Origin of the sequence: Dyadobacter frigoris (genome assembly GCF_005280585.1) — a bacterium.
Lineage (GTDB): Bacteria > Bacteroidota > Bacteroidia > Cytophagales > Spirosomataceae > Dyadobacter > Dyadobacter frigoris.
Genome location: NZ_SZVO01000001.1, coordinates 48,773 through 74,879 on the forward strand (window position 1 = coordinate 48,773; position 26,107 = coordinate 74,879).

General features: G+C 40.1%; 27 protein-coding genes and 1 tRNA gene. 11 read left to right on the top strand and 17 right to left on the bottom strand.

Going from position 1 to position 26,107, the window contains the following annotated elements; all coding sequences use genetic code 11:
* Positions 1-95 precede the first annotated feature (95 nt).
* Positions 96-1,031: a glycoside hydrolase family protein gene (locus FDK13_RS00235; RefSeq protein ID WP_137337970.1), complete on the bottom strand. Its 936-nt coding sequence runs from the start codon at positions 1,029-1,031 to the stop codon at positions 96-98.
* A gap of 84 nt (positions 1,032-1,115) precedes the next feature.
* Positions 1,116-1,997, bottom strand: coding sequence for a class I SAM-dependent methyltransferase (locus FDK13_RS00240; protein ID WP_137337971.1), 882 nt, complete (start codon positions 1,995-1,997; stop codon positions 1,116-1,118).
* 230 nt (positions 1,998-2,227) lie between these two features.
* Between FDK13_RS00240 and FDK13_RS00245 the strand changes: the two genes are divergently transcribed.
* A complete protein-coding gene (locus tag FDK13_RS00245; protein ID WP_137337972.1) occupies positions 2,228-3,421 on the top strand; it encodes a M20 metallopeptidase family protein in 1,194 nt (397 codons plus the stop codon).
* Here the strand turns inward: FDK13_RS00245 and FDK13_RS00250 are convergent.
* Both FDK13_RS00250 and FDK13_RS00255 read right to left on the bottom strand, forming a co-directional pair.
* Positions 3,399-4,151 (bottom strand): polyprenol monophosphomannose synthase, encoded by a 753-nt coding sequence (locus FDK13_RS00250; protein ID WP_137337973.1) that lies wholly within the window; start codon positions 4,149-4,151, stop codon positions 3,399-3,401. The genes FDK13_RS00245 and FDK13_RS00250 overlap by 23 nt on opposite strands.
* Before the next feature lie 43 nt (positions 4,152-4,194).
* A complete protein-coding gene (locus tag FDK13_RS00255; RefSeq protein ID WP_229215848.1) occupies positions 4,195-4,518 on the bottom strand; it encodes a DUF4296 domain-containing protein in 324 nt (107 codons plus the stop codon).
* Positions 4,519-4,638: 120 nt separating this feature from the next.
* Here FDK13_RS00255 and FDK13_RS00260 point away from each other — a divergent pair, with 120 nt between their 5' ends.
* The 4 genes from FDK13_RS00260 to rnhB all read left to right on the top strand — a co-directional run bounded on the left by FDK13_RS00260 (position 4,639) and on the right by rnhB (position 8,166).
* Positions 4,639-5,529 (top strand): DUF58 domain-containing protein, encoded by an 891-nt coding sequence (locus FDK13_RS00260; protein ID WP_137337975.1) that lies wholly within the window; start codon positions 4,639-4,641, stop codon positions 5,527-5,529.
* A 74-nt stretch (positions 5,530-5,603) separates the two neighbouring features.
* A complete protein-coding gene (locus tag FDK13_RS00265) occupies positions 5,604-6,518 on the top strand; it encodes a hypothetical protein (protein ID WP_229215849.1) in 915 nt (304 codons plus the stop codon).
* 2 nt (positions 6,519-6,520) lie between these two features.
* On the top strand, positions 6,521-7,543 hold the full coding sequence (locus FDK13_RS00270) for a VWA domain-containing protein (RefSeq protein WP_137337976.1): 1,023 nt from the start codon (positions 6,521-6,523) through the stop codon (positions 7,541-7,543).
* Positions 7,543-8,166 carry a ribonuclease HII gene (rnhB, locus tag FDK13_RS00275; RefSeq protein ID WP_137337977.1) on the top strand — a complete coding sequence of 208 codons (624 nt, stop codon included), beginning with the start codon at positions 7,543-7,545 and terminating at the stop codon, positions 8,164-8,166. Before FDK13_RS00270 ends, rnhB begins: the two co-directional genes overlap by 1 nt.
* A 2-nt stretch (positions 8,167-8,168) precedes the next feature.
* Here the strand turns inward: rnhB and FDK13_RS00280 are convergent, their stop codons facing one another.
* The 5 genes from FDK13_RS00280 to rpmH form a co-directional block, all read right to left on the bottom strand.
* Entirely contained in the window at positions 8,169-8,684 is a 516-nt protein-coding gene (locus FDK13_RS00280) for a DUF2480 family protein (RefSeq protein WP_137337978.1), read from the bottom strand.
* Positions 8,685-8,762: 78 nt separating this feature from the next.
* Entirely contained in the window at positions 8,763-9,458 is a 696-nt protein-coding gene (gene tsaB / locus FDK13_RS00285) for a tRNA (adenosine(37)-N6)-threonylcarbamoyltransferase complex dimerization subunit type 1 TsaB (protein ID WP_137337979.1), read from the bottom strand.
* 108 nt (positions 9,459-9,566) lie between these two features.
* Entirely contained in the window at positions 9,567-11,225 is a 1,659-nt protein-coding gene (locus tag FDK13_RS00290) for a S41 family peptidase (RefSeq protein WP_137337980.1), read from the bottom strand.
* Between the two features lie 13 nt (positions 11,226-11,238).
* The gene (locus tag FDK13_RS00295; RefSeq protein ID WP_137337981.1) at positions 11,239-11,649 is read right to left on the bottom strand and encodes a ribonuclease P protein component; all 411 of its coding nucleotides are present in this window, start codon (positions 11,647-11,649) and stop codon (positions 11,239-11,241) included.
* Between the two features lie 127 nt (positions 11,650-11,776).
* Positions 11,777-11,935: a 50S ribosomal protein L34 gene (gene rpmH, locus FDK13_RS00300; RefSeq protein WP_137337982.1), complete on the bottom strand. Its 159-nt coding sequence runs from the start codon at positions 11,933-11,935 to the stop codon at positions 11,777-11,779.
* Between the two features lie 198 nt (positions 11,936-12,133).
* Between rpmH and FDK13_RS00305 the strand changes: the two genes are divergently transcribed.
* The gene (locus FDK13_RS00305) at positions 12,134-12,778 is read left to right on the top strand and encodes a TatD family hydrolase (RefSeq protein WP_137337983.1); all 645 of its coding nucleotides are present in this window, start codon (positions 12,134-12,136) and stop codon (positions 12,776-12,778) included.
* On the top strand, positions 12,778-13,503 hold the full coding sequence (locus tag FDK13_RS00310; RefSeq protein WP_137337984.1) for a tRNA threonylcarbamoyladenosine dehydratase: 726 nt from the start codon (positions 12,778-12,780) through the stop codon (positions 13,501-13,503). Before FDK13_RS00305 ends, FDK13_RS00310 begins: the two co-directional genes overlap by 1 nt.
* A gap of 46 nt (positions 13,504-13,549) precedes the next feature.
* Here FDK13_RS00310 and FDK13_RS00315 read toward each other — a convergent pair whose 3' ends face one another.
* The 5 genes from FDK13_RS00315 to FDK13_RS00335 form a co-directional block, all read right to left on the bottom strand.
* Entirely contained in the window at positions 13,550-14,518 is a 969-nt protein-coding gene (locus tag FDK13_RS00315; RefSeq protein ID WP_137337985.1) for a zinc-binding alcohol dehydrogenase family protein, read from the bottom strand.
* Between the two features lie 3 nt (positions 14,519-14,521).
* Positions 14,522-15,382 carry an alpha/beta hydrolase gene (locus FDK13_RS00320; protein WP_137337986.1) on the bottom strand — a complete coding sequence of 287 codons (861 nt, stop codon included), beginning with the start codon at positions 15,380-15,382 and terminating at the stop codon, positions 14,522-14,524.
* Positions 15,383-15,503: 121 nt separating this feature from the next.
* Complete coding sequence (locus tag FDK13_RS00325; RefSeq protein WP_137337987.1) at positions 15,504-16,085, bottom strand: Crp/Fnr family transcriptional regulator; 582 nt, start codon at positions 16,083-16,085, stop codon at positions 15,504-15,506.
* Between the two features lie 122 nt (positions 16,086-16,207).
* Positions 16,208-16,402 (bottom strand): hypothetical protein, encoded by a 195-nt coding sequence (locus FDK13_RS00330; RefSeq protein WP_137337988.1) that lies wholly within the window; start codon positions 16,400-16,402, stop codon positions 16,208-16,210.
* Positions 16,403-17,885: 1,483 nt separating this feature from the next.
* A tRNA-Met gene (locus FDK13_RS00335) sits at positions 17,886-17,958 on the bottom strand.
* A gap of 114 nt (positions 17,959-18,072) precedes the next feature.
* On the opposite strand from FDK13_RS00335, the gene FDK13_RS00340 reads away from it, so the two are divergent.
* The 4 genes from FDK13_RS00340 (at position 18,073) to FDK13_RS00355 (ending at position 23,190) form a co-directional block, all read left to right on the top strand.
* Positions 18,073-20,028 (top strand): LTA synthase family protein, encoded by a 1,956-nt coding sequence (locus FDK13_RS00340; protein WP_137337989.1) that lies wholly within the window; start codon positions 18,073-18,075, stop codon positions 20,026-20,028.
* Between the two features lie 57 nt (positions 20,029-20,085).
* Positions 20,086-21,009 carry a GTPase Era gene (gene era / locus FDK13_RS00345; protein ID WP_137337990.1) on the top strand — a complete coding sequence of 308 codons (924 nt, stop codon included), beginning with the start codon at positions 20,086-20,088 and terminating at the stop codon, positions 21,007-21,009.
* A gap of 115 nt (positions 21,010-21,124) precedes the next feature.
* Complete coding sequence (der, locus tag FDK13_RS00350) at positions 21,125-22,435, top strand: ribosome biogenesis GTPase Der (RefSeq protein WP_137337991.1); 1,311 nt, start codon at positions 21,125-21,127, stop codon at positions 22,433-22,435.
* A 350-nt stretch (positions 22,436-22,785) separates the two neighbouring features.
* On the top strand, positions 22,786-23,190 hold the full coding sequence (locus FDK13_RS00355; protein ID WP_137337992.1) for a hypothetical protein: 405 nt from the start codon (positions 22,786-22,788) through the stop codon (positions 23,188-23,190).
* A gap of 85 nt (positions 23,191-23,275) precedes the next feature.
* Here FDK13_RS00355 and FDK13_RS00360 read toward each other — a convergent pair whose 3' ends face one another.
* The 3 genes from FDK13_RS00360 to FDK13_RS00370 form a co-directional block, all read right to left on the bottom strand.
* Positions 23,276-24,112, bottom strand: coding sequence for a fumarylacetoacetate hydrolase family protein (locus tag FDK13_RS00360; RefSeq protein WP_137337993.1), 837 nt, complete (start codon positions 24,110-24,112; stop codon positions 23,276-23,278).
* A gap of 156 nt (positions 24,113-24,268) precedes the next feature.
* A complete protein-coding gene (locus FDK13_RS00365) occupies positions 24,269-24,982 on the bottom strand; it encodes a LytR/AlgR family response regulator transcription factor (protein WP_137337994.1) in 714 nt (237 codons plus the stop codon).
* A complete protein-coding gene (locus FDK13_RS00370; RefSeq protein ID WP_137337995.1) occupies positions 24,979-26,019 on the bottom strand; it encodes a sensor histidine kinase in 1,041 nt (346 codons plus the stop codon). The genes FDK13_RS00365 and FDK13_RS00370 overlap by 4 nt, the downstream gene beginning before the upstream one ends.
* Between the last annotated feature and the right edge of the window lie 88 nt (positions 26,020-26,107).

The window sequence follows — 26,107 nt, forward strand, 5'->3', positions numbered from 1 at the left end:
TATTTTTACAGCAATCTCAATTTGTTAATCGCAAATTTATAATTCTTTTTGTAGTCAGATAATGACTTTGGTTATTCTTTTTTGTGATCGGGAAATTAATCTTCCCAAACAGCATAGGCAAATCCTGCCGCCCCGAAACCATTACCATTATACAGCAAATATTTCTTGCCGTTATGTTCATAATAGTTGGCGTAGTTGATCATCTGGTAATCGAAATCTTCCGGATTTTCTGATTTTGCAATTCCTACCAGATTGTCTTTGCGTTCCCAGGTTTCCCCATCCGTTGATTCTGCATAACCCAAACGATAACTTTGGTTACGGTCCGTGCGGTAATCCGTTGCATTTCTGTAAGAATAGTACATTTTGTAAATGTCATTTTCTTTAAAAACACTCGGACGACCAACTGCGTGAAGGAAATCGTCAAAATCAAGTGTTGGAATATCGCTGATATCCCAGTGAATTCCATCTTTTGAAGTGGCCGATTGCCCACGATAAAATGGCTCAGGATAACCGTGGATATATTCGCATTTATGTCCAGAAATGTACCACATTCTCCAGGTTCCGTCGTCTTCACGTAAAACAGAAGGTTGTGCAGCCCAGATCGGATTTTGAATACTGCGGTCCATGATCGGGCCTTTGAACATTTTTTCAAATGTTAATCCGCCATCTTTACTTACTGCCAGTCCCATCGACAAACGGTAAGAATTCCAGGTTCTGTTCCAGCCGGTGTAATAAAGCCAGATATCGCCATTTGGCATATCTACAAACCAGGCAGGCATTGCGCCCGTTTCATCATATTCTCCAGGACCGCCTAATTCAAGTACCGGTTTGTCATGGATATAAAGAATCTTTGTAGGATCTTCGTAATCTACGTCGATAAAAGTTGGTCTGGATTGACCGCTTGCATCGCGGGATGAAAAATAAACGCGTAAAAAATCTTTATGCTTGTAAGCGAACGGAACCTGTGCATGTGAAAGACTGTGCGGCAAAGTTCCATCCGGCTTGTATACTACTCCTTTTTTAACCCACATATTTTTATTGATTTCAAAAGTCTGCCTTGCGGCAAATTATTTACAACAAACTGATTTGCTGTAAAAGCAACTGCTAAATTTCTGTTAAGCTTCCGCTTTTTCAGCGCGCAAACGCCAGTTATCTACGAAATCCTTTCCAGGAATCGGAAGATCAATATCAACTTCCGGAGCTTTTGCAGTAACCGTGTATTCCATTACATAAAAAGCATTCCCGAAAACATAGTGCAATTTGAAATTTTCAATATTTGCAGGAACATCTTCAATCGGTACCTCAGCACGGAAAAGCGGATTTGCTTTTAATAGAGTAGCATAAGTTGGTGTATTCCGTAACCACGGCGCAACACTTTCGTCGCCTACAACAACTTTTCCGCCCGGACGAACAACGCGGGTCAATTCATCAAATGCTCTTTTTCTTTCAGAGAAAGTATTGATACCACCGAAATGGAACACAGCGTCAAAAGTATCGTCGGCAAATGGCAGATAAGAACCATTTCCTAAAAAGTAATGAACGTTAACATCGTCAGTAGAAAGTTTCTCCTGAGCAAGTTTCAGCATATTTGGAGATAAATCAGATAAAACCGCAGTTCCTCCTGGTTTTACTTTTTCCAAAATCAAAGCAGAATCTTTTCCCGTTCCGGCGCCTACTTCAAGCGCTTTCATACCTGGTTTCAAATCCATTAGATCAATGAAAAAGCGGCGTGTTGCTGCTTCATCCGAATGATTTAAAGTTTCAAAAACCCAGGAAACACCTTTGTCATAACGAAGGAATGCCTGGTCGTAAAGATATTGTTCGTGTGCGTCGCCTGGTAGTAACTCCTTAGGATAAAGCATGTTGACAATACCTGTGTCGCCTACTTCATATATTGTACCATCTTCACTGGTAAGCGTTTTGCCGTCTTCGGCGATTGTTAATGGACTGCCGGTAAGCGGACAAACCAACGCTTTAAGAAAATCCTGATGCGTCATTACGTTTTTTGCTATATTGATGTGTTAAGCCAAAATTACTTTTTTTTCTTAGAAGTACTTTAAAATTAGGCATTGATGTTACTAAAAGGACTATATAAATCTTCTGATTTTTATCAATCCTTGGTTTTCCTGATTCTGCCCGATTCTATTTCTTCGTACCTTTGCCGGGCTTATGCCGGAATAACAATGAATTCTGGTATGCGCATAGTATTCATTTTCTCTTTGTATATATGTTTGACCTGCAACAAAAAATAAAGTCACTCGCGAAGGAACAGGCGTCAAGCGTTATTGCCAACCGCCGGCATTTACATACTAATCCGGAATTGTCGTTTGAAGAATTTAAAACTGCACAATTTGTCGCAGAAGAACTTCGTGCATTAGGACTATCACCGCAGGAAGGTATTGCAGGAACCGGACTTGTTGCTTTGATCGAGGGAAAAAATCCGGGTAAAAAAATTGTCGGATTACGTGCTGATATGGATGCACTGCCGATTGTTGAGGCAAATGATGTTCCATATAAATCTTTGGTACCAGGCGTTATGCATGCTTGCGGGCATGATGTGCATACGGCTTCCTTACTTGGTACTGCAAGAATTTTAAATCAAATAAAAGATCAGTTTGAAGGAACAATAAAACTTGTTTTTCAACCTGCTGAAGAAAAAGCACCAGGCGGAGCTTCTTTGATGATCAAAGAAGGAGTTCTCGAAAATCCGAGGCCGATAAGTATGATGGGGCAGCATGTAGCACCCAATATTCCGGTTGGTAAAATCGGTTTCCGTGAAGGAATGTATATGGCCAGCACGGATGAATTGTATGTTACCGTTATCGGGAAAGGCGGTCACGCAGCTGCGCCAGACCAGCTGATCGATCCAATTTTAATCGCATCACACATTGTGGTGGCTTTGCAGCAAATCATCAGCCGATATAGAAAACCATCTAATCCTGCCGTTTTATCATTCGGCCGTTTTATTGCGGACGGCGTTACGAATGTAATTCCAAACGAAGTTACCTTACAGGGAACCTGGCGTTGCATGGATGAACAATGGCGTGAAGACGGATTGAAAAAAATGAAAAAAATGGCGGAAGGCATGGCAGAAGCCATGGGTGGAAGCTGTGTCTTTGAAATTGTAAAAGGATATCCGTTTTTGAAAAACCATCCTGAACTGACACGTCGCGTAAGAACCGCTGCTACGGAATATATGGGTGCCGAAAATGTGGTAGATCTTGACCTGTGGATGGCAGGAGAAGATTTTGCATTTTATTCCCAGGTTGTCGATTCTTGTTTTTACAGATTAGGAACGCGTAATGAGGCCAAAGGAATTATTTCCGGCGTGCATACCCCAACCTTCGATGTAGACGAAACATCACTGGAAATAGCACCCGGACTCATGAGCTGGCTGGCTATTTCTGAACTTGCCTGTTAGCAGGAATATATCTTTTAAAATAACTGTTGATTTTAAGGCTGAGCACACCCAAAATTGCTTCCTTAAAAATCCCGCGGGACATTTTAGAGGCTCCTTTTGTCCGGTCTGTAAAGATGATTGGAACCTCTACAATGTCAAACCCGAATTTCCAGGAATTGAATTTCATTTCAATCTGAAAAGCGTAACCTATAAACCGGATCTTGTCCAGGTCAATCGTTTCCAAAACTTTTCGTGTGTAGCAAATAAATCCGGCAGTAGGGTCCATGATTGGCATTCCGGTAATTGTCCTTACATAATATCCTGCAAAATAGGACATCAAAACACGGTTAATAGGCCAGTTTACGACATTTACCCCCGTAATATAGCGGGATCCAATGGCGGCGTCATGTCCCTGTTCAGCACAAGCTTCGTGCAGGCGAAGTAAATCTTCCGGCGGGTGAGAAAAATCCGCATCCATTTCGAAAATGTACTCGTAACCTTTTTCAAGTGCCCATTTGAAACCGTGGATATAGGCGGTGCCCAAACCAAGTTTTCCTTTGCGTTCAACAAGATGGAGAGATTCGCTAAATTCTGTCTGTAATTCTTTCACAGCAGCGCCGGTTTGATCCGGTGAGCCATCATCGATAATTAATACATCGAAAGGTTTTGAAAGGCTGAAAACCTTTCTGATAATCGCTTCAATATTTTCAATTTCGTTGTAGGTGGGGATTACTACAATGCTTTGGTTCACTGGCAATTAGTTTATAGTTAAAGAAGTGTTTACCGTCACCGTTTCAGGGCTTTATATTTTTGGTTTTTTCCCGCTGCTCAATTTGCTTAGCCACGTTTTCATAGATACGCGTCATATATTGCGGATGTGTCATGTAAAAAGAATAACTGTTTCTGTAAACAAGCGTATCCACTTTATATTTCTTCCAAACCCCCTGTTTCAATTGATCAAATATAAGGATGGAAGAATCCAGAGACTTTAATTGTAAGCGCGTCACGCGGGATTCTGCTATATGAATATCGGTTAAAATATCCGCCATTTTCTCTTCTGAAAGCGTGCCATCCGGCGGCGTTTCTTCCTTATTACAACCCGCAAAAATGATTGACATACTTCCCATCAGTATCAAACTGAACGAGAAATTAATAATCCGTCGCGTCATAATTCCCAAAATACCTATCTTTGTTTAGCTGCAATAAGTTGCAAAGGTGGTAATTTTTTCGGAAAACACATGTTTGAACTGTTTTTGGGGAAACTCCGAAAGTACGAAATACGGATGCGGAAAGCGGTCACGAGTGAAAGACATGGAAACTTTCATTCCGTTTTTAAAGGCTCCGGACTGGAATACGATGATTTGCGTCTGTATCAGTATGGCGACGATGTCCGTGCTATTGACTGGAATACGTCAGCAAAAGGTCATGGGACTTTTATAAAAATTTTTAAGGAAGATAAAGAGCAAACGGCATTTTTCATGCTGGATGTAAGTGCTTCCCAACGTGTTGGAGAGGTGAATAAACTAAAAATTGACATCGCCAAAGAAATTTGCGGTGTATTGACCTTATCCGCCATTCAGGAGGCAAGCCGTGTTGGTTTGCTTTGTTTTTCAGATAAAAACGAAAGATATATTCGCCCGTCTGACGGGATGAAACATGGGTATGGTTTGCTTTCAGAACTTTATAAACTGATACCGGAATCTACTAAAACGAGCATTTCGGAGGCCATATTGGTAGCATTAAATTTATTGAAGAGAAGAAGCCTGATTTTTTTGATTTCTGATTTTATTGATACCAATTACCAGCATAACCTGAAAGCCCTGGCCAGAAAACATGATCTGATCGTCATTCATTTGTATGATCTTCGGGAAACGAGTTTGCCGAGGCTGGGAATTATTCCGCTTTATGACGCGGAAAAACAAAAAACGACCTGGGTAAATACTTCATCCAGCCAATACCGTGAAGATATGGCAAATCGTTTTCAAAGCAGAAGTGCAGAATTGGAAAAACTTTGTCACCAGAACCGTGCAGATTATATTTCAATCAACACCCAGGAGGATTATGTACCGGCACTGATCCGCCTTTTCAAAGTCAGACGTTATGCAAAAGGCGGAATGGTTTCATCTTAAATTTGAATTTTAGCTCAGCTTAAAACCTAGAAATTTTGTTTTCCTTTTTTTTCCAAAGTATCAGATATTATTTTTTGCGAACAATCTTTTTGTTTTGCGTGATCGTTTTGGGGAATATATTTTCTGGAAATGTTTTGGGGCAATCGCTGCCAAAGGGGAAATTTTTGTCAGATAGTATTGAGGTTGGAAAACCGTTTTTCTATGCGCTGAGTTTTAGACATGCTCCTAAAACGGAAGTTTTCTTTCCGGATACAACGTATAATTTTTCCACATTTGAAGTCCTTTCCAAGAAAAATTTCACTTCAAGCACAGATCAGAAAGGCAGTCTCGACAGTGCGGTTTATCAATTGGTCACCTTTAATATTACGCCGGGACAAACACTGAAAATACCTGTTTTTGTTTTTAATGGAAAAGATTGTACATCTGTTTTTACAACAACAGATTCTATTTTTTTACGAAAAAGTAACTTTAAAGGTACAACAGATAGAACTTCTTTAAAACCGGAAGTCGGTTTGTTGCCGCTGAGAAATGAGTTCAATTTTTCCATATTTATCGGTTTTTTAACACTGGCCATTGGTGTAGCAGGAAGTGTATACTGGCTTTTTGGTAGCGATATTTACAAACAGTGGCAATTGTTCAAGCTTCAGCGGAGGCATATGGAATATAACCGGACTTATAACCGTTTGCTGAAAAATGCCAGAGAGCATAACGATATTAAAGACGCAGAAAAGGCCATTATTGTCTGGAAAAATTATTTGGAACGATTGGAGAAAAAACCTTTTGCAACCTATACGACGAGGGAAATTATGGATAACATGCCAGATGAAGGACTAGCCATAGCATTAAAAAATATGGATGGAATCATTTATGGCCAGGGCAAATCCAAAGAAATGGATAAATCCCTTGAAGTGCTGAAAATGGGTGCGATGCGGCTTTATAGGAATAAACGCAGGCAAATCCTGGAAAATAATTTACCTTCTGAAATCTGATTATGGGAGAATGGTTTTCGTTGAAGTGGTTTACGCTGGATATGCTCAGGTCTTATGAGTGGGTGTATCCGTACTTTTTGTATGCGCTTCCGGCTATTCCGTTTTTGTTTTGGCTGAGAAGTGCGTTTCACCGAAAACATCGTCAGAGGCTTGTCATCACTTATAATAAGGAGCGGTCAAGAATGGATTGGCTGACACTTTTGCGGTTCTTTCAACCGGTTTGTATTGCGTTGGCGCTTGCATTAATTCTTGTTGCACTGGCGCGTCCGCAAATTGTTTCTGAAAGAACAGACCAGTTTTCTGAGGGAATTGATATTATGCTTTTGATTGATATTTCGGATTCCATGTTGGAAAAAGATCTTAGTCCAAATCGGTTGGAAGCAGCAAAAAAAGTAGCCAGGCAATTTATCCAGGGACGTTTACAAGATCGTATCGGGCTCATTATTTTCGCTGGAGAAGCCGTATCACTTTGTCCCTTAACAACGGATTATGAATTATTATATGGTTTTCTGGATGAAATTGAGCCAACCATGATCCCGACGGCCGGAACTGCTATTGGAAGTGCACTGGCAGTTGCTGTAAACCGTATGAGGGAAACTTCGGGTGAAAGTAAAGTGGCGATTTTAATTAGCGACGGTGATAATACTTCCGGGAATCTGGGGCCGACTACCGCTGCGCAATTAGCAAAAGCATTTGGCGTTCGGGTTTATAGTATTTCAGTTGGGAAAACCAGAAAATTGATCAAAGCTTCTGACAGTTTAAATGTTTCAAATGCAGTTGTTGACGAAAGTGAATTACAGAAAATAGCTGATTTGGGGAATGGAAAATATTTCAGGGCTACGGATAATACGGCTTTGGGATCTGTTTTCAAACAAATAAATCAGATTGAAAAAGTAAAATCGCGGAATGTGGTTTCCCGTGATGTGAGTGATTATTACCGTGTTTATCTCTATTGGGCCGTGACGCTGCTCTTGATTGCTTTGAGCACAAAGAGTACCTTTATGGCTAATATTCTTGAAGACTGATGTTAAAATCTTATTACAACAAAGACGTCCGTGAAGCGGGATTGGATGAAGTAGGACGAGGCTGTCTGGCCGGACCGGTGGTTGCAGCGGCTGTAATTCTACCGTTAGATTATACCCACGAATTTCTTAACGATTCAAAACAACTTACCCGGCTTCAGCGGGAGATTTTGCAAAAGGAAATTATGCAGGAAGCGATTGCCTGGGCAGTCGCAGAAGTTGATAATTTTGAAATTGACAGAATTAATATCCTGAAAGCAAGTTTTTTAGCGATGCATCTTGCTGTGGATAAGCTACATACCAAGCCGGAACATTTGCTGGTCGATGGAAATCGTTTTACGCCTTATCCGATGATTCCGCATACTTGTATTATCAAAGGTGATGCGCATTACTTATCTATTGCGGCAGCATCTGTTTTAGCGAAAACGTATCGTGATAATCTGATGAGTGAACTAGCTCTTCTACATCCGCATTACGGCTGGGAAACAAACGTTGGCTACCCAACAATTCATCATAGAAAAGCGATCAGATTACATGGAACATGTTCCTATCACCGCATGAGTTTTCGATTACTGAAAGAAGAAATCGAAGAAACGGAAATTGATATTAAAGAAGGAAATTCCTAAGCCTAAACTTTCGGTTTTTTATAAAGTGGAACCGTGCTGCAAGGCTCTCCAAACATTAGACTTTGTGCAACAGGTTTCAGCAGATTTGTAATTTCAACATAAGCAGAAATTGGCACTGGGAGCTTGCTGCATCCTTTGATCACCACTTTTTTACCACGGAATTTTTCCGTGTCGATTTTACCAATTGCATCCGCAAAAAGTTTGTCTTCCAAAGCATTTAAGTCCCCAAAAACAACTTCGTTTGCGTAAGGTTGAAGTTGGATTGCAAGCAGCATATATGCCCAGGTTGGAACGATAGCATCTTCTGAACAGATAATCGCTATGTTTTTACCTGTATATTGAGACCAGTCATTGACTTTCAAAAACTCACGAAAATCTTTTTCACGAAGGATCATGCCCATGTAAAGATTATCTTTCAAATCGTAAATAACTCTTTCACCAGGATGGAAAAGTTCTTCAAGATCAAATGATACAATGCCACTGGTGGCTACACGGTTAACAATTTCTTCGGTTTCCATAGATTTTACTGTGTTTGAAAGAATAACACAAATGATGGAAAGTTTGTTTTCAACTAGCCAATAAAAGTGAAGATTGTGTTACACCGCAGGCGTAGCTTTGCGGGTAGGAGGCGCCATAAAATCTTTCAAATAGTAAGGCTCAAAAGTTACAATATCCTCAAATACACCTTTTTCGAAAGCCTTAATTCCCAACATTCCAACTGTTTTTGCTGATGGACGTATTTCAGTAGAAATGAAAAATGCGTTAGGATTTTGTTCAAATAATGGTTTACACTTGGCTGCGCCATCTCCGAAGAAAACTACTTTATTCGATTTAAGAATATTTTCAAAAGAATCTTCCTGCAAAATAACTGCTTTGGTGGGCTCTATAATGTCAAGATCTGAATTGAAAACGGAAGCATAAACTTCCATGCGCCGCGCATCGATCATGGAACAAAAAAGAAAATCTTTTGAAAAAAATGGCGAAACTTGAAGCGCCATGGCTTCCAGTGTATTAATAGCAATCAAAGGCTTGTCCAGCGCGTAACATAATCCTTTGGCAGTAGAAACCCCGACGCGTAATCCCGTATAAGAGCCCGGGCCTTTTGCTATCACAACAGCATCCAGATCCTGTAATTTAAAACCGGAATGTTCAACCGTACTGCTGATCAAAGTCGTCAGCATGGCAGAAGAGGAGCGGTCTGTATATAATTCATAATCAGCCAATAATCCGGCATCATGATGAAGCGACACGGAACAACCGCGCGTTGAAGTATCGATACTAAGTAAAAGCATGAATTTAATTTATTACTTCGGCAATCGGCGGTCAGCCATCGGCTTGGATCTGGACTTAAAATCAGCTTTTGGCATAGATTTGACAGCCGATTGCCGAAAGCTGATAGCCTATTTCTTCGTTCCCTTTAAAATTTCGCGGTAACGGGCGTTATCTTTAAAAAGTTTGATAGCCTCTTTAACTTCCGGATCATCATTGAAAGAAGCCTCGCGCATTCCTTTTTCCAGGTAATAATGTTTCAGGATTTCTTCTTCCACGATCATTTTAATTTCAGCCTTGGAAATCTGCAAATCATTATCCTTGCTGTGCGCCAGTTTTGATCTCAGTCCTTTAAGCTGATCCTGAATTACGTCAATCGATTTTTCCTTTTTCGCAGAAGCTTCCAGATCATTCAAATCTCTTTCAACTTGCGTGGTGTAATCGTATTCTTTGTTGCTCAACCATTTTACAAAATCGCCGTATTCAGCATCTGTCAGGTGAAATTCCTTGGCTGGTTTTATCGTTTTATGCTCAAAATGATATTTCATTGCATAATCAAAGAACAAACGGTTTCTTGCAAGCGATAAGGCCAGCGGGGAATATGTTTCTTTTTCAGTAAGAATATCCGGTAAAATCCCCCCACCATCATAAACCACCCGACCATTCTGCGTTTTAAATGCCGTCATCAGTGAGTCGGGCAATTTTCCTACACTTCCATCTTCATTGCGATGCGCATAATCAATCGCCTGGATACAGCGACCACTTGGAATGTAATATTTGGCGGTCGTGATTTTCATTTTGGTATTATAAGAAAGATCTCGCGTCGTTTGTACCAATCCTTTTCCATACGTTCTTTGTCCGATCAAAACACCACGATCATAATCCTGGATTACGCCTGAAACGATTTCTGCTGCGGACGCGCTGCGGCCATTTGTCAAAACGGCAATAGGAATTTCAATATCCAAAGCTGGATTATAAGCGGTATAAGCTTTATTCCACTCTTTTACTTTTCCCTTTGTCGTGACAACTTCTTCACCTTTTGGAATAAAAATATTGGAAATTTCAATCGCCATATTCAATAATCCGCCCGGATTATCACGCAAATCCAGAACCAGATGTTTCATGCCTTTTCCCTTTAATTCCAGAAAAGCAGTTTTAACTTCACGGGAAGCGGTTGCAGTGAAATCTTTAAGATCAATATATCCAATATCTTCACTGATCATACCATAATAAGGCACATTAGTAACCTTCACGATATCACGATTGATTGTAACTTCAATCGGTTTTGGAATTCCGTAGCGCTGGATTGTCAGTGTTACGCTCGTTTGCGTTTGTCCTTTTAATAATTTTCCTGTATCAAAATCCTCACGGGTTGAAAGATCAATTCCGTTGATTTTTGTGATTTCGTCTCCTAATTGAAGTCCCGCTTTTTGAGCCGGCGTATCTTCGTAAATCATCATGACCGTATGTTTCCCATCAGCAGAATTAACCATGGCGCCGATCCCGTTATATTTTCCGGTTGTCATCGTCATGTAATCCTCAATATCGTCCTCAGCGTAATAGACAGTATACGGATCCAGCGATCGCAGCATACCGTCGATACTTGTTTTTATTAACTGATTTGGATTGATCTCATCGACATAATATGCGTTCAGCTCTTTGAAAAGCGTAGCATAAATATCCAGATTACGTGCAATTTCAAACAAACGGTCGTCTTGCTTGAAAGACACGAATGCCAGTCCGGCAACAACCGGAGTAGCAATAAGAAGGGAACGAAGATATTTTTTCATCGATTGTCTAGGATCATTGACCTTGATTTTTCCGGAGCGCCGGAGGCAATTTCAACAAACGGTTAAGCGATTGTTTCGTGGCCGTTTCAATAACGTCAAAAGTTGAAATTTCTTTCGCAATATACAAAAAAGCAATGTACGACGGCCTTGATTCGGCAGGAAGGGAAAGTAAAGAAGCTTTGTTAAGGCGATATGCTTCCCGGCAGCGTCTTTTTACCTGATTGCGGTCGACAGCTTTTTTAAACTGGCGCTTTGAAACAGAAAAAAGCAGTTGGGGAAATGGGGGAGGAGTGGTATCGTACATGTACAATACCCGAAAAGGAAAGAGGTAGAACGTATGTACATCCGCACTACCTCTCTGAAAAAGCCTTCCAATTAATGTCGGGCTACACAAACGCTCATTTTTACCAAATGTTTGTTTCAAGTTCTCGTAGAAAAAAACGTGTATTAAGTTTGAGAATTAATCGAACTTAATACACGATTAAAGACAAGGTGTCTCCGATTTGGTATTACCAACCAGGTATTACCCTACTCAAACTTTCAAACCTTGATTATTGCTTATGACGTTTTTCGTCTGAAACCGATAGTTTCCAACGACCTTTCTTGCGACGGGCCGTTACAACTTTCCGGCCATTAGCCGAAGACATTCTTTCACGGAATCCGTGCTTATTTCTCCTCTTGCGATTCGATGGTTGATAGGTACGTTTCATCTCATTATCAAATTATTGCGCTGTAAAATCTCTGCTACCCGTAATTTTGGCTTGCAAAGGTAGAAAAAAAAATGAATTATGACAAGGCTTAAAAACTTTTTTCTTTTCATAACATGCAGGTAGTATGAAATTTATAGAAAAATTGAGTAAGATTTGTTGAAATATGAGCACCTGTTTTTTCTTTAAAACCTCATCTTCATGTATTACAACGTCCATACACATCCTCATGCGCATGATACCGATGTGCTCTTTATCGAAAATTTATATAAAAACTTTGATCAGAAAATTGAGGGAAGAAAAGTAAGTATGGGGCTGCATCCGTGGTATCTGGAGGCGGAAAATCTGGATGAACAGCTGGAAAATTTAAGAAATAATATCTCCAGACCGGAAGTTCTGGCTGTTGGCGAGTGCGGGTTGGACAAACTTTCCAGTACCGACTGGGCATTGCAAGTGAAAGCTTTTCAGTCGCAAATAACGTTAGCAGAGGAAATTAACAAGCCAATTATCATTCATTGTGTAAAAGCTTTTAATGATGTTTTGGTGATGTTGAAAAATATTAATGTTCCCGTTATTTTTCATGGGGTTAATAATAAACTATCAATCATTCAGCCGGTTATGGATGCTGGATATTATTTATCGTTTGGAAAATCGTTGTTAGGTTTTAATGAAGCCATTCTGAATACCTTCCGGGAAACACCTTTGGAGCAGGTGTTTTTAGAGACTGATGATGCCGATGTTGATATTAAAGAAATCTATAAATCAGCGGCACAGATTAAAGATATTTCCGAAAAAGGGATTCTTTTGCAGGTGGAAAAAAACTTTTTAAACCTATTTCATCAATAATGGAGGATTTTACCTGGTTGTCCAGAACCGAATTATTAATCGGAAGAGAAAAACTTATCAAACTTAGTAAAGCGCATGTGCTGGTTATCGGTTTGGGTGGAGTAGGTTCTTTCGCAGCAGAATTTATTTGTAGAAATGGTGTTGGGACGATGACAATCGTGGATGGAGATACTGTTGATCCAACCAACAGAAATCGTCAATTACCTGCTTTATCAACCAATCATGGCGTTAGTAAGGCGGATATTATGGCAGAGCGTTTAAAGGCAATTAATCCGGAATTGACTTTGCACGTTGTCAAAACATTTATCAATCCGGAAGCGGTTGATGAAATTCTTTCAGCCTATCCATATGATTATATTGTTGATGCAATCGATAGTGTCACACCGAAAATAACTTTTTTAAAGGAAGCTTTCAACCGGAAAATGCGTATTGTAAGTTCTATGGGTGCGGGTGGAAGAATGGATCCGACGATGATACGCGTGGTCGATATTTCAAAAACCTTTAATTGTAATTTCGCGCAGCAGGTTAGAAAAAACCTGAAAAAGGAAGGTATTTACAAAGGAATCAAAGCCGTGTTTTCTTCCGAAGAACAGATCAAAGAATCGCTTATTTTGACTGATGGAAGTAATTACAAGAAATCAGCTTATGGTACGATGTCTTATTTACCGGCAACTTTCGGCGCAACCTGTGCTTCTGTGGTGATCCGGGATTTGATTGAAGATTGAAATAAAAAATCCCGGCATCGTTGCTACCGGGATTTTGACAAAACGGTTAAATCTCAACTACAATTTTCCCCTTCGCCTGATTACTTTCCATATAGCTGTGCGCTTCTGAAATCTGATCCAGTTTGAAAGTTTTATCAATGTTTAGATTGATTTTTCCTTCCGCGACGGCATCAATAAATTCCTGTAGTAAATCTTTATGCAGGTTTTCTGCGTCACCCATATAAACCGTCAGGCGGCCTAATGACGGAATATCTCCCATCGGCGTGAACTCATTCATCGTCCAGGAACCGCCCAGAATGCCAGTCATACAAACAATTCCTTTTGGACGGATACATTGCAGAGAATCCTTTAAAGTTTCGATACCAATCAATTCAAGCACTTTATCAACGCCTTTGGGAAAAAGACCTTTTAGCTTTGAATTAATTTGGCCGTCATCCAAAAGAACATAATCAGCCCCATTTTCTTTTAAATGAATTTCCTTTTCCGGATTCCGGGTCGTAGAAATGACTGTCAATCCCTTCGTTTTGGCTAGTTGACAAGCTAACATCCCAATAGAAGAAGTTCCGCCGCGAATCAGCAATGTTTCACCTTCTTTGATTTCTAAAGCCTCGTTTAAAGATCCTGAAACGGTCTGGAACATTTCGGGAATAGCGCTTAGTATATTCCAGGGCAGATTACTTTCAAATGCAAAAACAATTTCCAGCGGAACAGCTGTAAATTCAGCATAACCTCCGTCGAAATCTCTTCCCAGGCCACCCATAATAGCAGCCACTTTTTGGCCAATTTTATAAGTACCTGATGGATCATCCTCAATTTCTCCAACACATTCAATTCCTTGGATTCTTGGAAAAACTACGTTTGGTGAATGACCTTGTCTGGTGAATATTTCGGATCTGTTCAGCCCAAACGCCTTTATTTTTATTAATACCCAACCTTTTTTTATCTGTGGTTTAGGCCTTTCCTGAATTTCTATAACATCAGGATTTCCTGCTTTTGTCGTTACTGCGGCTTTCATTTTTTAATAGTTTGATGATGCGTTATTTTCTTCTACAAGATGTTTGTTTTCCACGATGGTCAAGAACTCTTTGACTTCTTTAAGTGCTTTCTGCGAAGCTTCAGAATGAATATTTGCTAACGGCCAGACATGGGTTTGATTCTCGTAAATACTCAATATTGCTTGATTCTGAATTGGTTTGATTTTGTTATAAAAATTGACACTGTCGTCAAGTAAAATTTCATTGGTACCAACCAGAATAAGTACTGGCGGGAATTCGCTTAAAACAACATTTTCCGGACTTGCTATTTCAACTGGCACTTTGGCGGCATAATCAGTAGCTGCCTGTTTCAAATATTCAGGATTAAGAATCGGATCAATAACTCTGTTTTCTTCCATGGATGAATTATTTCCTTCCAAATTAATCCACCCCGAAATGAATACAACTTTCTCTGGCAATTGAATATTTCGTTTTAGCATTTCACCCACTGAAGAAACGATCAGACCGGTGCCAGCACTATCACCTATAAAACTGATTGCATGATCGGGATAGGTTTTAATTAGCTCTTCGTATACCTGAATGACATCTTTAAGCGCAGCCGGAAAAGGATTTTCAGGGGCCAGGGCATAATCAACAAATAAAATTCTCCTTTGAAGCTTTTCAGAAAAGTGGCTGACCATACTTGCATGTGACCGGATAGAACCGAGAGCAAATACGCCTCCGTGCAAGAAAATGGTAATAGTTTTTGAGATTTCATTTTCTGGTGTAAACCAGAAACAGTTTAAACCATTAATATTTTCCTGCTTGATGCTAACTTCTGCTGCTTTCGGATAAAGATTTCCTAACTGATCAAATCCGTCCCTTCTTGCTTTTATATCTTCCATTGTTATTGTCTTTATTTAATTGCTTAAATCAATTTTTTATAACACAAAGGTGATTGTTAATAGAGAGATCGGCCAATAATAAAAGTTAAGAAATACCCTTAAGATAGATTAAGAGTATTTCTTATTTTTTGGATATTTCTTTTCGGATTTTACTCAGAAATTCGGGGGTAATGCCCAGATAGGAAGCGATTTGGGTATTGGGGAGTCGTTGAGAGAGTTTTGGATATTGGTTTAGAAAGGTAAGATAGCGCTCTTCAGCCGTAGAGCTGATTGCTTGTAAAACCCGGTTTTCGAGCTCTACAAATCTGTTTTCAATGATCACTCTGAAATTCCTGTTAAACTTCGGGTTGGTCATAAAAAGCTCAATAAGATCAGGTTTGGTTATTTGGAAGATAACCGAAGGTTCAATGGCTTCAATAAAAACACGGCTCGGCTTTTCGTTGTAAAAGCTGTCGATTTCCATGATCCAATCGTTTTCAGCAATGAATTGAAGATTATGTTCCGTGCCTTTTTGATCAACCTGGAACTTTTTGAAACAGCCTTCTGCCACGAAAGTATAGTGTTTGCAAACATCGTCTTCCTGCAAAATAAACTGTCTTCTTTTGATTTTTCTTTCAACTACTCTTTTGGAAAGATCTTCCCGTTCTTCTTCGTTGAGAGGAATGTAATTGTCAAAATTTGCGAAAAGTTTTTCCAGGCTCACTTTGTAATGATAATGGTTTAATTAAATCGGTTAATTATTGGTGAGAGGAAATTAGCAAATTAATAAATGTAATCTAGTTTTTGGCGAGCTAAGATGGCCATGTAGAAATATTGGAGGTAATTTTATTTTCCCCGCCGCTCCATAGGAGCATCCTGTTTATAGCCAATTGCTTGTTTGGGGCTAATCCCGACTCCTTCGGAGTCTCCTAAATTTTTATCAAGAATGTTTTTACCAAACAGAGGAGGCTCCGAAGGAGCCAAACCTTGGTTGGTAAAGACATTCTTTCTATAAACAGGAAGCCGCTCTGCGGCTGGCAATTCCTAATTCTTTAGATTAATTTATATTCAAAAAATCTCTTTTACATCCGCTCCATCGGAGCATCCTGTTTATAGAAATAATGATTTGAATGTTCTGTGTCCTAACTCCGTAGGAGTTTCCTGATATTGCAGGAGGCTCCGATGGAGCCAGGGAAATTTGAAAGTTCGATGTGGTGCTATCAAACAGGATGCTCCTATGGGAGCGGGATTTGAAGCGAGATGGTCTAGAGTTGATGCCTATGACAAAAATTTGAGATAATTAATTAAATGCGCCAAAAACGCAAAAAGGCCACCATCTTTCGATAGTGACCTTCTGTTCTCTTGTAGCGGGAGCTGGCCAGGATCGCCTGCCCGGTCGAACCAGCGATCTTTGGGTTAATGGCTCAACGAACAATTTTTTGGATAATTAATTAAACGCGCCAAAAACGCAAAAAGGCCACCATCTTTCGATAGTGACCTTCTGTTTTTGTAGCGGGAGCTGGCCAGGATCGCCTGCCCGGTCGAACCAGCGATCTTTGGGTTAATGGCTCAACGAACAATTTTTTGGATAATTAATTAAATGCGCCAGAAACGCAAAAAGGCCACCATCTTTCGATAGTGACCTTCTGTTCTCTTGTAGCGGGAGCTGGCCAGGATCGCCTGCCCGGTCGAACCAGGGATCTTTGGGTTAATGGCTCAACGAACAATTTTTGGATAATTAATTAAACGCGCCAAAAACGCAAAAAGGCCACCATCTTTCGATAGTGACCTTCTGTTCTCTTGTAGCGGGAGCTGGCCAGGATCGCCTGCCCGGTCGAACCAGGGATCTTTGGGTTAATGCCCAACGACCATTTTTAAATAATTAATTAAGATGCCAAAAACGCAAAAAAGCCACCATCTTTCGATAGTGACCTTCTGTTTTTGTAGCGGGAGCTGGCCAGGATCGCCTGCCCGGTCGAACCAGCGATTTTTGGGTTAATGGCTCAACGAACAATTTTTTGGATAATTAATTAAACGCGCCAAAAACGCAAAAAGGCCACCATCTTTCGATAGTGACCTTCTGTTCTCTTGTAGCGGGAGCTGGCCAGGATCGCCTGCCCGGTCGAACCAGGGATCTTTGGGTTAATGCCCAACGACCATTTTTAAATAATTAATTAAGATGCCAAAAACGCAAAAAAGCCACCATCTTTCGATAGTGACCTTCTGTTTTTGTAGCGGGAGCTGGCCAGGATCGCCTGCCCGGTCGAACCAGGGATCTTTGGGTTAATGGCTCAACGAACAATTTTTTGGATAATTAATTAAATGCGCCAGAAACGCAAAAAGGCCACCATCTTTCGATAGTGACCTTCTGTTCTCTTGTAGCGGGAGCTGGCCAGGATCGCCTGCCCGGTCGAACCAGCGATCTTTGGGTTAATGGCTCAACGAACAATTTTTTGGATAATTAATTAAACGCGCCAAAAACGCAAAAAGGCCACCATCTTTCGATAGTGACCTTCTGTTTTTGTAGCGGGAGCTGGACTCGAACCAGCGACCTTTGGGTTATGAGCCCAACGAGCTACCAACTGCTCCATCCCGCGGTGTCGTTGAATTGGAGTGCAAACATACGACTAATGTTTCAATAAAAACAACTATTTTTGTAAAAAAGATTTAAAAAATATTTTCAACTGCCTCCTGACATCACCCGATTATATATGAATTTTTCCTTCTCTCCCGCAAAATTATGGGGGCGTATTCACATAGTAATGTTGCTCAGGATACTCTGGGTCATGATTTTGTTCATGGTTTGTCGTATTCTGTTTTATTTGCTGAACACCATTTTCTTTCCTGATATTTCTTTTGAGCACGGATTAAATTTAATGGCCGGTGGAATCAAATTTGATATCGTCGCCGTCTTTTATGTAAATATTCTGTACATTTTTTTGATGTCGGTTCCCTTTACTTTTAAATATCGGGCGGGCTATCAGAAATTTCTGGATTATCTTTTTATCTTCTCCAACAGTATTGCTTTGTCGGCAAACTGTATGGATATGATTTACTACCGTTTCACGATCAAGCGTACAACCTGGTCAATTTTGAAAGAATTTTCTCATCAGGATAATATGGGAACGCTTTTCGGCGGGTTTATTTTGAGATATTGGTACGTTGCCGTGATCTGGATTCTGCTGGTACTTTCACTGGTTAAGATTACGCAAATTTTAAAAGTTAAGGAGCGTGCAAATCTTCCTGTGTGGGCATTTTTCCTGATTCACACTGCGCTGATGGGAATTATTGTCGAGCTTTTCATAGGCGGTGTCCGTGGTGGTTTTGCCCATAGCATCCGTCCGATCACGTTAAGCAATGCGGGAGAATATGTGAAAAAGCCGAAAGAAATGTTTCTTGTTCTCAATACACCTTTCTGCATTTTTAAAACCCTGAGCAGATCGGATTATGAGCGGGTAAGCTATTTTCCGGGGCTTAATGAAGCTGGACAGGTTTTTAGTCCGATGCATAAGCCTGACAGCATTCAGCCGCCATTCAAACCCATGAATGTCGTAATCCTGATCTGGGAAAGTTTTGGAAAGGAAATGGTCGGGACTTACAACCGTGATCTCGAAAATGGGACATACAAAGGGTACACGCCTTTTATAGATTCGTTGATGCAGCATAGCCGTGTCAACTGGTATTCTTTTGCCAACGGAGCAAAGTCAATTGAGGCGATTCCTTCTGTGTTAACGAGTATTCCTGGCATCAAGGAGCCGTTCGTGACAATGCGTTATACTGATAACAAATTGCCGAGTTTGCCTGCTATACTGGAAAGTAAAGGGTACTCAACTTCCTTTTTCCATGGCGCACCAAACGGTTCGATGGGTTTCCAGGCTTTTGTCAATTTGATTGGTGTCCAAAAATATTATGGCAAAAACGAATATAATAATGACGCCGATTATGACGGAATCTGGGGAATTTGGGATGAGGAATTTTTACAATACTGGGCCAAAACGATGAACACGTTCAAAGAGCCTTTTATGAGCACGCTCTTCACGGTTTCGTCCCACGATCCTTATAAAGTACCGGAGCGTTACAAAGGGAAATTCCCGACCGGTCCATTGCCTGTTTATGAAACGATGGGTTATACGGATAATGCTTTACGTGCCTTTTTTGCCAAAGCCAGAACGATGCCCTGGTTTAAAAACACACTTTTTGTCATCACAGCGGATCATGCAGCTACTTTTGCTCATTACCCGCAATACCAGACTTCAGTTGGAAACTTCTCCATTCCAATTATTTTTTATGCGCCGGGAGATAGTACAATGACCAAACGTGATTCGTCCGCTTTGGTGCAGCAAATCGATATAATGCCGTCTGTTTTAGGATATCTCCATTACGATAAACCCTATTTTGCGTTCGGAAAAAATATCTTCCAGAACCCGCCGCTTAACTTTGCTGTTAACTATGATGGTGTATATCAATGGTTCAACGGACCATACATATTGCAATTTGATGGCAAGAAAACCGTAGGTTTGTATAATTATCAGAAAGACAAGCTTCTGAAAAACAATTTGAAAGATAAATTACCAGCCATACAAGGCCCGATGGAGTTGCAGGTGAAAGCTTTTGTGCAGCAATACACCAACCGTATGCTGGATGACAAGTTAACTGTAACACCGTAATAATTTCGTGGTTAATTAGCGTAAAAATTACTTAATCAACGAATTACAAAAAGAATTATGAGCGAAAATATAGAAAGTCCTGCTCCTCTACGCGATTTCCGCGCTGGATTTGTGAGCATAATTGGTAAACCTAATGTAGGTAAATCAACGTTAATGAATGTGCTGGTAGGAGAGAAGATGTCCATCATTACTTCAAAAGCACAAACAACCCGTCACCGTATCATGGGAATCCTGAATGGTAAACATGAAGGAATTCCTTTTCAGCTGGTATATTCCGACACTCCGGGTGTTGTAAAACCTGCCTACAAATTGCATGATTCCATGATGACTTTTGTAAAAGGGTCGCTTGAAGATGCTGATGTAGTTTTATTTGTAACGGAAGTTGGAGAAAAAGCATCGGAACATGAGGTGTTGCCTCTGCTTCAAAGAACACAGGCACCAATTATTTTGGTGTTGAATAAAATTGATTTATCAAATGAAGAAGAACTGAAACGGAAAACAGAAGAATGGGAAAAGGAGATTCAGCCTGCTGCAATTATCCCGATCTCGGCGCTTTTGAATGCGAATGTTGAAACTTTGTTCGATGCGATCATTACCCGGTTACCATTTCATCCACCATACTTCGATGAAGATGAATTAACCGATAAGCCTGAACGTTTCTTTGCTTCGGAAATCGTTCGCGAAAAAATATTTCTGAACTACCGCCAGGAAATTCCATACAGCAGCGAGGTGGTAATCTCAGAATTTAAAGAACGCGACGATATGATTGTGATCCGGGCAGAAATTCTGGTCGAACGTAAAAGCCAGAAAGGAATTATCATTGGGGAAAAAGGCGTGATGCTTAAAAAAATAGGCACACAGGCACGCGAAGACATGGAAGTATTTTTTGGTAAAAAAGTATTCCTTGAACAACATGTAAAAGTAGAACCGGATTGGAGAAGCAAGGAAAACAAGCTTCGTCAGTTTGGATATGAAGAGTAAGAAACGTAATTCTCAATCTTGCAACATTATCCTGACAATCAGGGTTCTATCATTAAGATAATAAATAAATGGGTTTCTGGCCAAAAACTTTCGGTCAGGGATTAGAAAAATAAAAATGGCAAATGTTATATCAATAGTAGGGCGCCCAAACGTGGGTAAATCTACACTTTTTAACCGTCTGATTGAAAGCCGCAAGGCCATCATGGATAACCAGAGCGGCGTTACACGCGATCGTCACTATGGCTATGGTGAATGGACGGATCAGTATTTTACCGTGATCGATACGGGTGGATATGTAGTTGGATCAGAAGATATTTTTGAAGGAGCAATCCGGGAGCAGGTTGAACTTGCATTGGAAGAATCCACAGTAGTGTTGTTTATGGTGGATACCATGACGGGCCTTACGGATCTTGACAAGGATTTTGCTAATGTTTTACGTCGTTTTAATAAACCGGTTTATCTGGTAGCTAACAAGGCTGAAACAACGGATCGTTATCAATCAGCAAATGAATTTTATGAACTTGGTTTGGGCGATGAAATTTTTGCAATTTCAGCACAAACCGGTTTTGGTACAGGTGATTTGCTGGATGCAGTTATAACGCATTTTGAAACACCCGGCATCGAAGATCCGGAAGCAGGTATTCCTCGTATCGCTATCATGGGCCGTCCGAATGTTGGGAAATCATCTTTCCTTAATGTTTTGACAGGAACAGATCGTAGTATCGTAACGGATATCGCCGGAACCACCCGTGATGCAATCCATACGCATTACAATGCCTTTGGAATGGAATTCATTCTGACGGATACAGCTGGTTTACGCCGTAAATCCCGTGTGAATGAAGATATCGAATATTATTCTACGCTTCGTTCCATAAAAGCGATGGAAGAATCTGATGTTTGTATTATTCTTTTGGATGCAACATTAGGACTTGAAGGACAGGATATCACGATTATCGGACAGGCTGACAAAGCGAAGAAAGGTATTGTGATTATGGTGAACAAATGGGATTTGGTAGAAAAAGATTCTAAAACAGCTGATAATTTCAAAAAGCAGTTGCTGGAAAAACTTGCACCGATGAACTATATGCCGGTTATCTTTGCATCCGTTGTTGAAAAACAGCGTATTCACCAGGTGATGGAAATGGCGATGCAGGTTTATAAAAACAAAACGAAGAAAATCACAACTTCTAAACTGAACGACGTGATGCAGGCAGAAATTGAAAAATATCCGCCGCCGGCACACCGAGGAAAATATATCAACATTAAATATATGATCCAGTTGCCAACGCCGTCTCCGACGTTTGTATTTTTCAGCAGCAATCCAAAACACGTGCAGCCACCATATTTACGTTATCTGGAAAACAGGATGCGTGAGAACTTTGATTTTGCAGGTGTACCGATTACGATTTTCTTCAGGGAAAAATAATTTAAGCAAGAGCTTCAAAATTTGATAATAATGAAAACGCCGGCAAATTTCTTGCCGGCGTTTTCATTCCATCGCCAAAAGGATACAGTTTGGAGACATAATTATCACTTTCATCTTTTTTTATTTTCAGGATGCAACCTTTGTTATTAATTTTCCATCATTAAAAAAGACGGATTAAACGGTCAGATTGCTGTTTTTAACAATTAAAAAAAATATTTTCAAAAAAATTGTTAAAAACAAGGTACTATGTATTGCAATGTACCTGATAAAACATATATATTTGTACTGTCAATTAGTTACAAGGATTTAAGCATAACGATTTTCTCTAAAAGACTGAAAATAACATAGCCATGAAAACCATAAAATTACTTATCGTCCTTTTTCTTTTTAGCCTTCAGGTTAATGCAACAGGATATTCTCACAACATGTTTGTAGCACACAAAAAGCTACAAGCTGGTAAAGAATACCATGAAGTAAAAGAACGTGTTGCTAAACAAACACCTGCAAAAACAGTGGTTAATAAAACGGTGATTATTCAATCTGGACAATCAGCGATTTCTTACACCAAAAATCTTGCAGCAAAAGTTAGTAACATGGTTACGCTGAATGAAAGAATACTTGAAGAAGGACCAGTTTCGTTCTTTGAAACTGAGGAACATGAGGAAATCAATAATTCAATTGCTACTAAATTGGCAGGTTTGATAAAACAAGTGATTTATGCTGTTGTAGGTTCGCCTTCGCTGTCAAAATCGTAAGAAATTAAGATCAGAAGATTACAGTAAAATTGTAGATTAAGGTCAGCCGGTATGATTTCAGAATCATACCGGTTTTTTATGTCAATTAACCAACAGTATTGGTGAGCGTACCGATTGGTTCGATGGTAATGTGAACGATATCTCCAACCTGTAATGTAAAGTCAGATGGAGGAATAATTCCAGTGCCCGTCATTAAATAGCAGCCCGTTGAAAAAGATAATTCACGGAATAGAAAGCGAAGTAATTCATCTGCTTTGCGCTTCATTTGTGAAAGTGTAATTTCTCCGTTAAAAACTTCCTCTCCGTCCCGAACGATAGAAAGATCAATGACGGTTTCCGGTGAAAGCGGTTGTTCCGGAATATAAAGACAAGGTCCCAGGGCAGTACTTCCGGTATAAGATTTAGCCTGAGGTAAATAAAGTGGATTTTCTCCTTCAATACTTCTGGAACTCATGTCGTTACCGATTGTGTAACCAACCAGTGTGCCTGATTCTGAGGCGAATAAAGTTAATTCCGGTTCAGGGACATCCCAGGTTGAATCTCTGCGAATTCGCACGGTACCATGATTTCCTATGACACGTGGAGCGGTTGATTTGAAAAATAATTCAGGACGATCCGCATCATAAACACGGTCATAAAAACTTCCGCCGCCTGCTTTTTCAGATTCTTCCATTCTCGCCTCTCTGCTCCGGAAATAAGTAACACCAGCCGCCCAGACTTCCTGAGAACCAATAGGGGCGAGAACTTCCGGCATTGGAGAATCGTCGGTAAAAGTCAAGGAAATTAAATTCTCAGATTGTAACTGAAGCCAATCGTAAAGATCGTCGCGGTTAACTACTTTGTCCCAGTCTGTTTCCGGTATACGATAAAAAAGGTCTTCTTTTTCAAGTAATATCCCGTGTTCGGTTTTATATAATTTCATGGTTTCAATGTTTGTTTTGCTTCAATAAGCCACAAAAGTGATGCCTATACTTTAAGTATAAGTACTAATTTTGAAGGGTTTGGGCTATCTGACCATGAGGTTTTTCTTGAAAATGGGCGAAAACATAGGGCTATAAACCGCAGCAGCTGCCGCTAATTATTTAGTTTTGATGCCAATAATTTCGAATAAACTACTTTTGTAATTATTACCAACGGGAATTTCGCTTTTGTTAATGAATATCCGGTTGCCTTGCAAACTGGTAATTTTTGACCGGTTTACAATAAATGACCGATGCACACGAGAAAAAAGCTTCAAGGGCAAAAGTTTCTCGATGGACGATAATGGTATCGTACTTAAAAACGTTACTTCCGGGGTTACAACTTTTGTATTGTTTCTTGATGCTTCTAAAAAAAGAATCTGATCATAGTTTAGTTTATTGATCACCCCCTCACTACGAATAAGCAAATGATTGTTTCGGGGCACTTCCGACTTCGATTCAGTGTTTATGTTCAGCCTTCCTATTCTTTCAGCAGCTCTGTCTATCGCAATAATAAAACGCTCCAGGGAAAATGGCTTAACCAGATAATCACAGGCTCCAAGGTCAAATGCATCTGTGGCAAATTCTTTGTAAGCAGTCGTAAAGATTACCTGAGGCGGATGCTTTAATGTTTTCATCAGATCAATACCAGTGAGTATTGGCATGTTGATATCCAGAAAGAGCAGATCGACAGGCTCCTTCTGGATTTTCTCCCTGGCTTCAAAGGCGTCAAGGCAAGTTCCGGATACATGAAGGATTGGAAGCAGTTTGCAGTATTCCATCAGAATATCCCTTGCAACCGGTGCATCGTCGACAATAAGGCAATTGATCATATCCTGTTCGCGTTTAAGCTGAGTTCTACATGATAAATTCCATTTTCCTGAAAGACATTATAATTGCAATCCTTCCCATAGATCAGTTTTAATCTTTTCAGCGTATGATTCAGACCGACGCCCGAAGATTCAGTTGGTTTTGTTTGTTGTTGACGTGCAAGATCGTACGAATTTTCAACTTTGAAATAAATCCAATCGTGTTTTACACTGAGATTAATGGAGATAAATATTTTAGAGTTTCGCGTAATCTTCGAATGCTTAAAGGCATTCTCTACAAAAACAATCAGCAGCATAGGAGCAATCTGTAAATTTATATCCAGAATTTCTTGTATTTCGGCCTTCAGCACCAATCTGTCACCTGTTTGTATTTTTTCAAATTCAATGTAATTATGAATATACAGTAGCTCATTTTGAAGCGGAATAAACGGCTCGCGGGTTTCATAAACTGAATATCTTAGAAGTTCCGAGAGTTTAAGAAGTAGTGCAGGTACTCTTTGATGCTGGGTAAGCGAAATTCCGTAAATATTATTGAGCGTGTTAAAAAGAAAATGCGGACTGAGTTGGGATAGCAATAAACGAAGTTCGCTCTCTTTTTGCTGCCGTAACAATTGTGCTTCATTGACCTGTTTGAGCAAGCTGTTTCTTGCAAAGGCGATAGCCACACCAAAGAAAGTAAATAGAACAACCAGTGGAAAGCTGAATGTGAGGTACTGCACGAAGTATTTGAAAATGTTTCCTTTATATAAATAGCCAGCACCGACAGCACCTGTTAAGGAAAGAATAAGAATACTTAAAAGTGACTTTTGCAGAAATGACACATACATGCCTCGTGATAACCAGAATTTTCCACACCATCTTCCTGTATAAGTGCAAAGTAACACAAACAGGCAGGTAAGCATAGCAGCACAGGCAATTCCTTGGTTTCCACTTAACAAAACCGAGATGGCAAATACAAAAATAAACACCGCACAAAACAAGATATGCACCCAGAATCCGGATGAAATCAACTTACCTATCAATCGTTCTAATCGTTCCATGATTTAAAGATGGATAATCGCGCAAGCAATCAAAAGTGTTTATGCTGGAGGTCCGGTTTTCAGTGCTCATTTCAAGAAATTGAGTGCC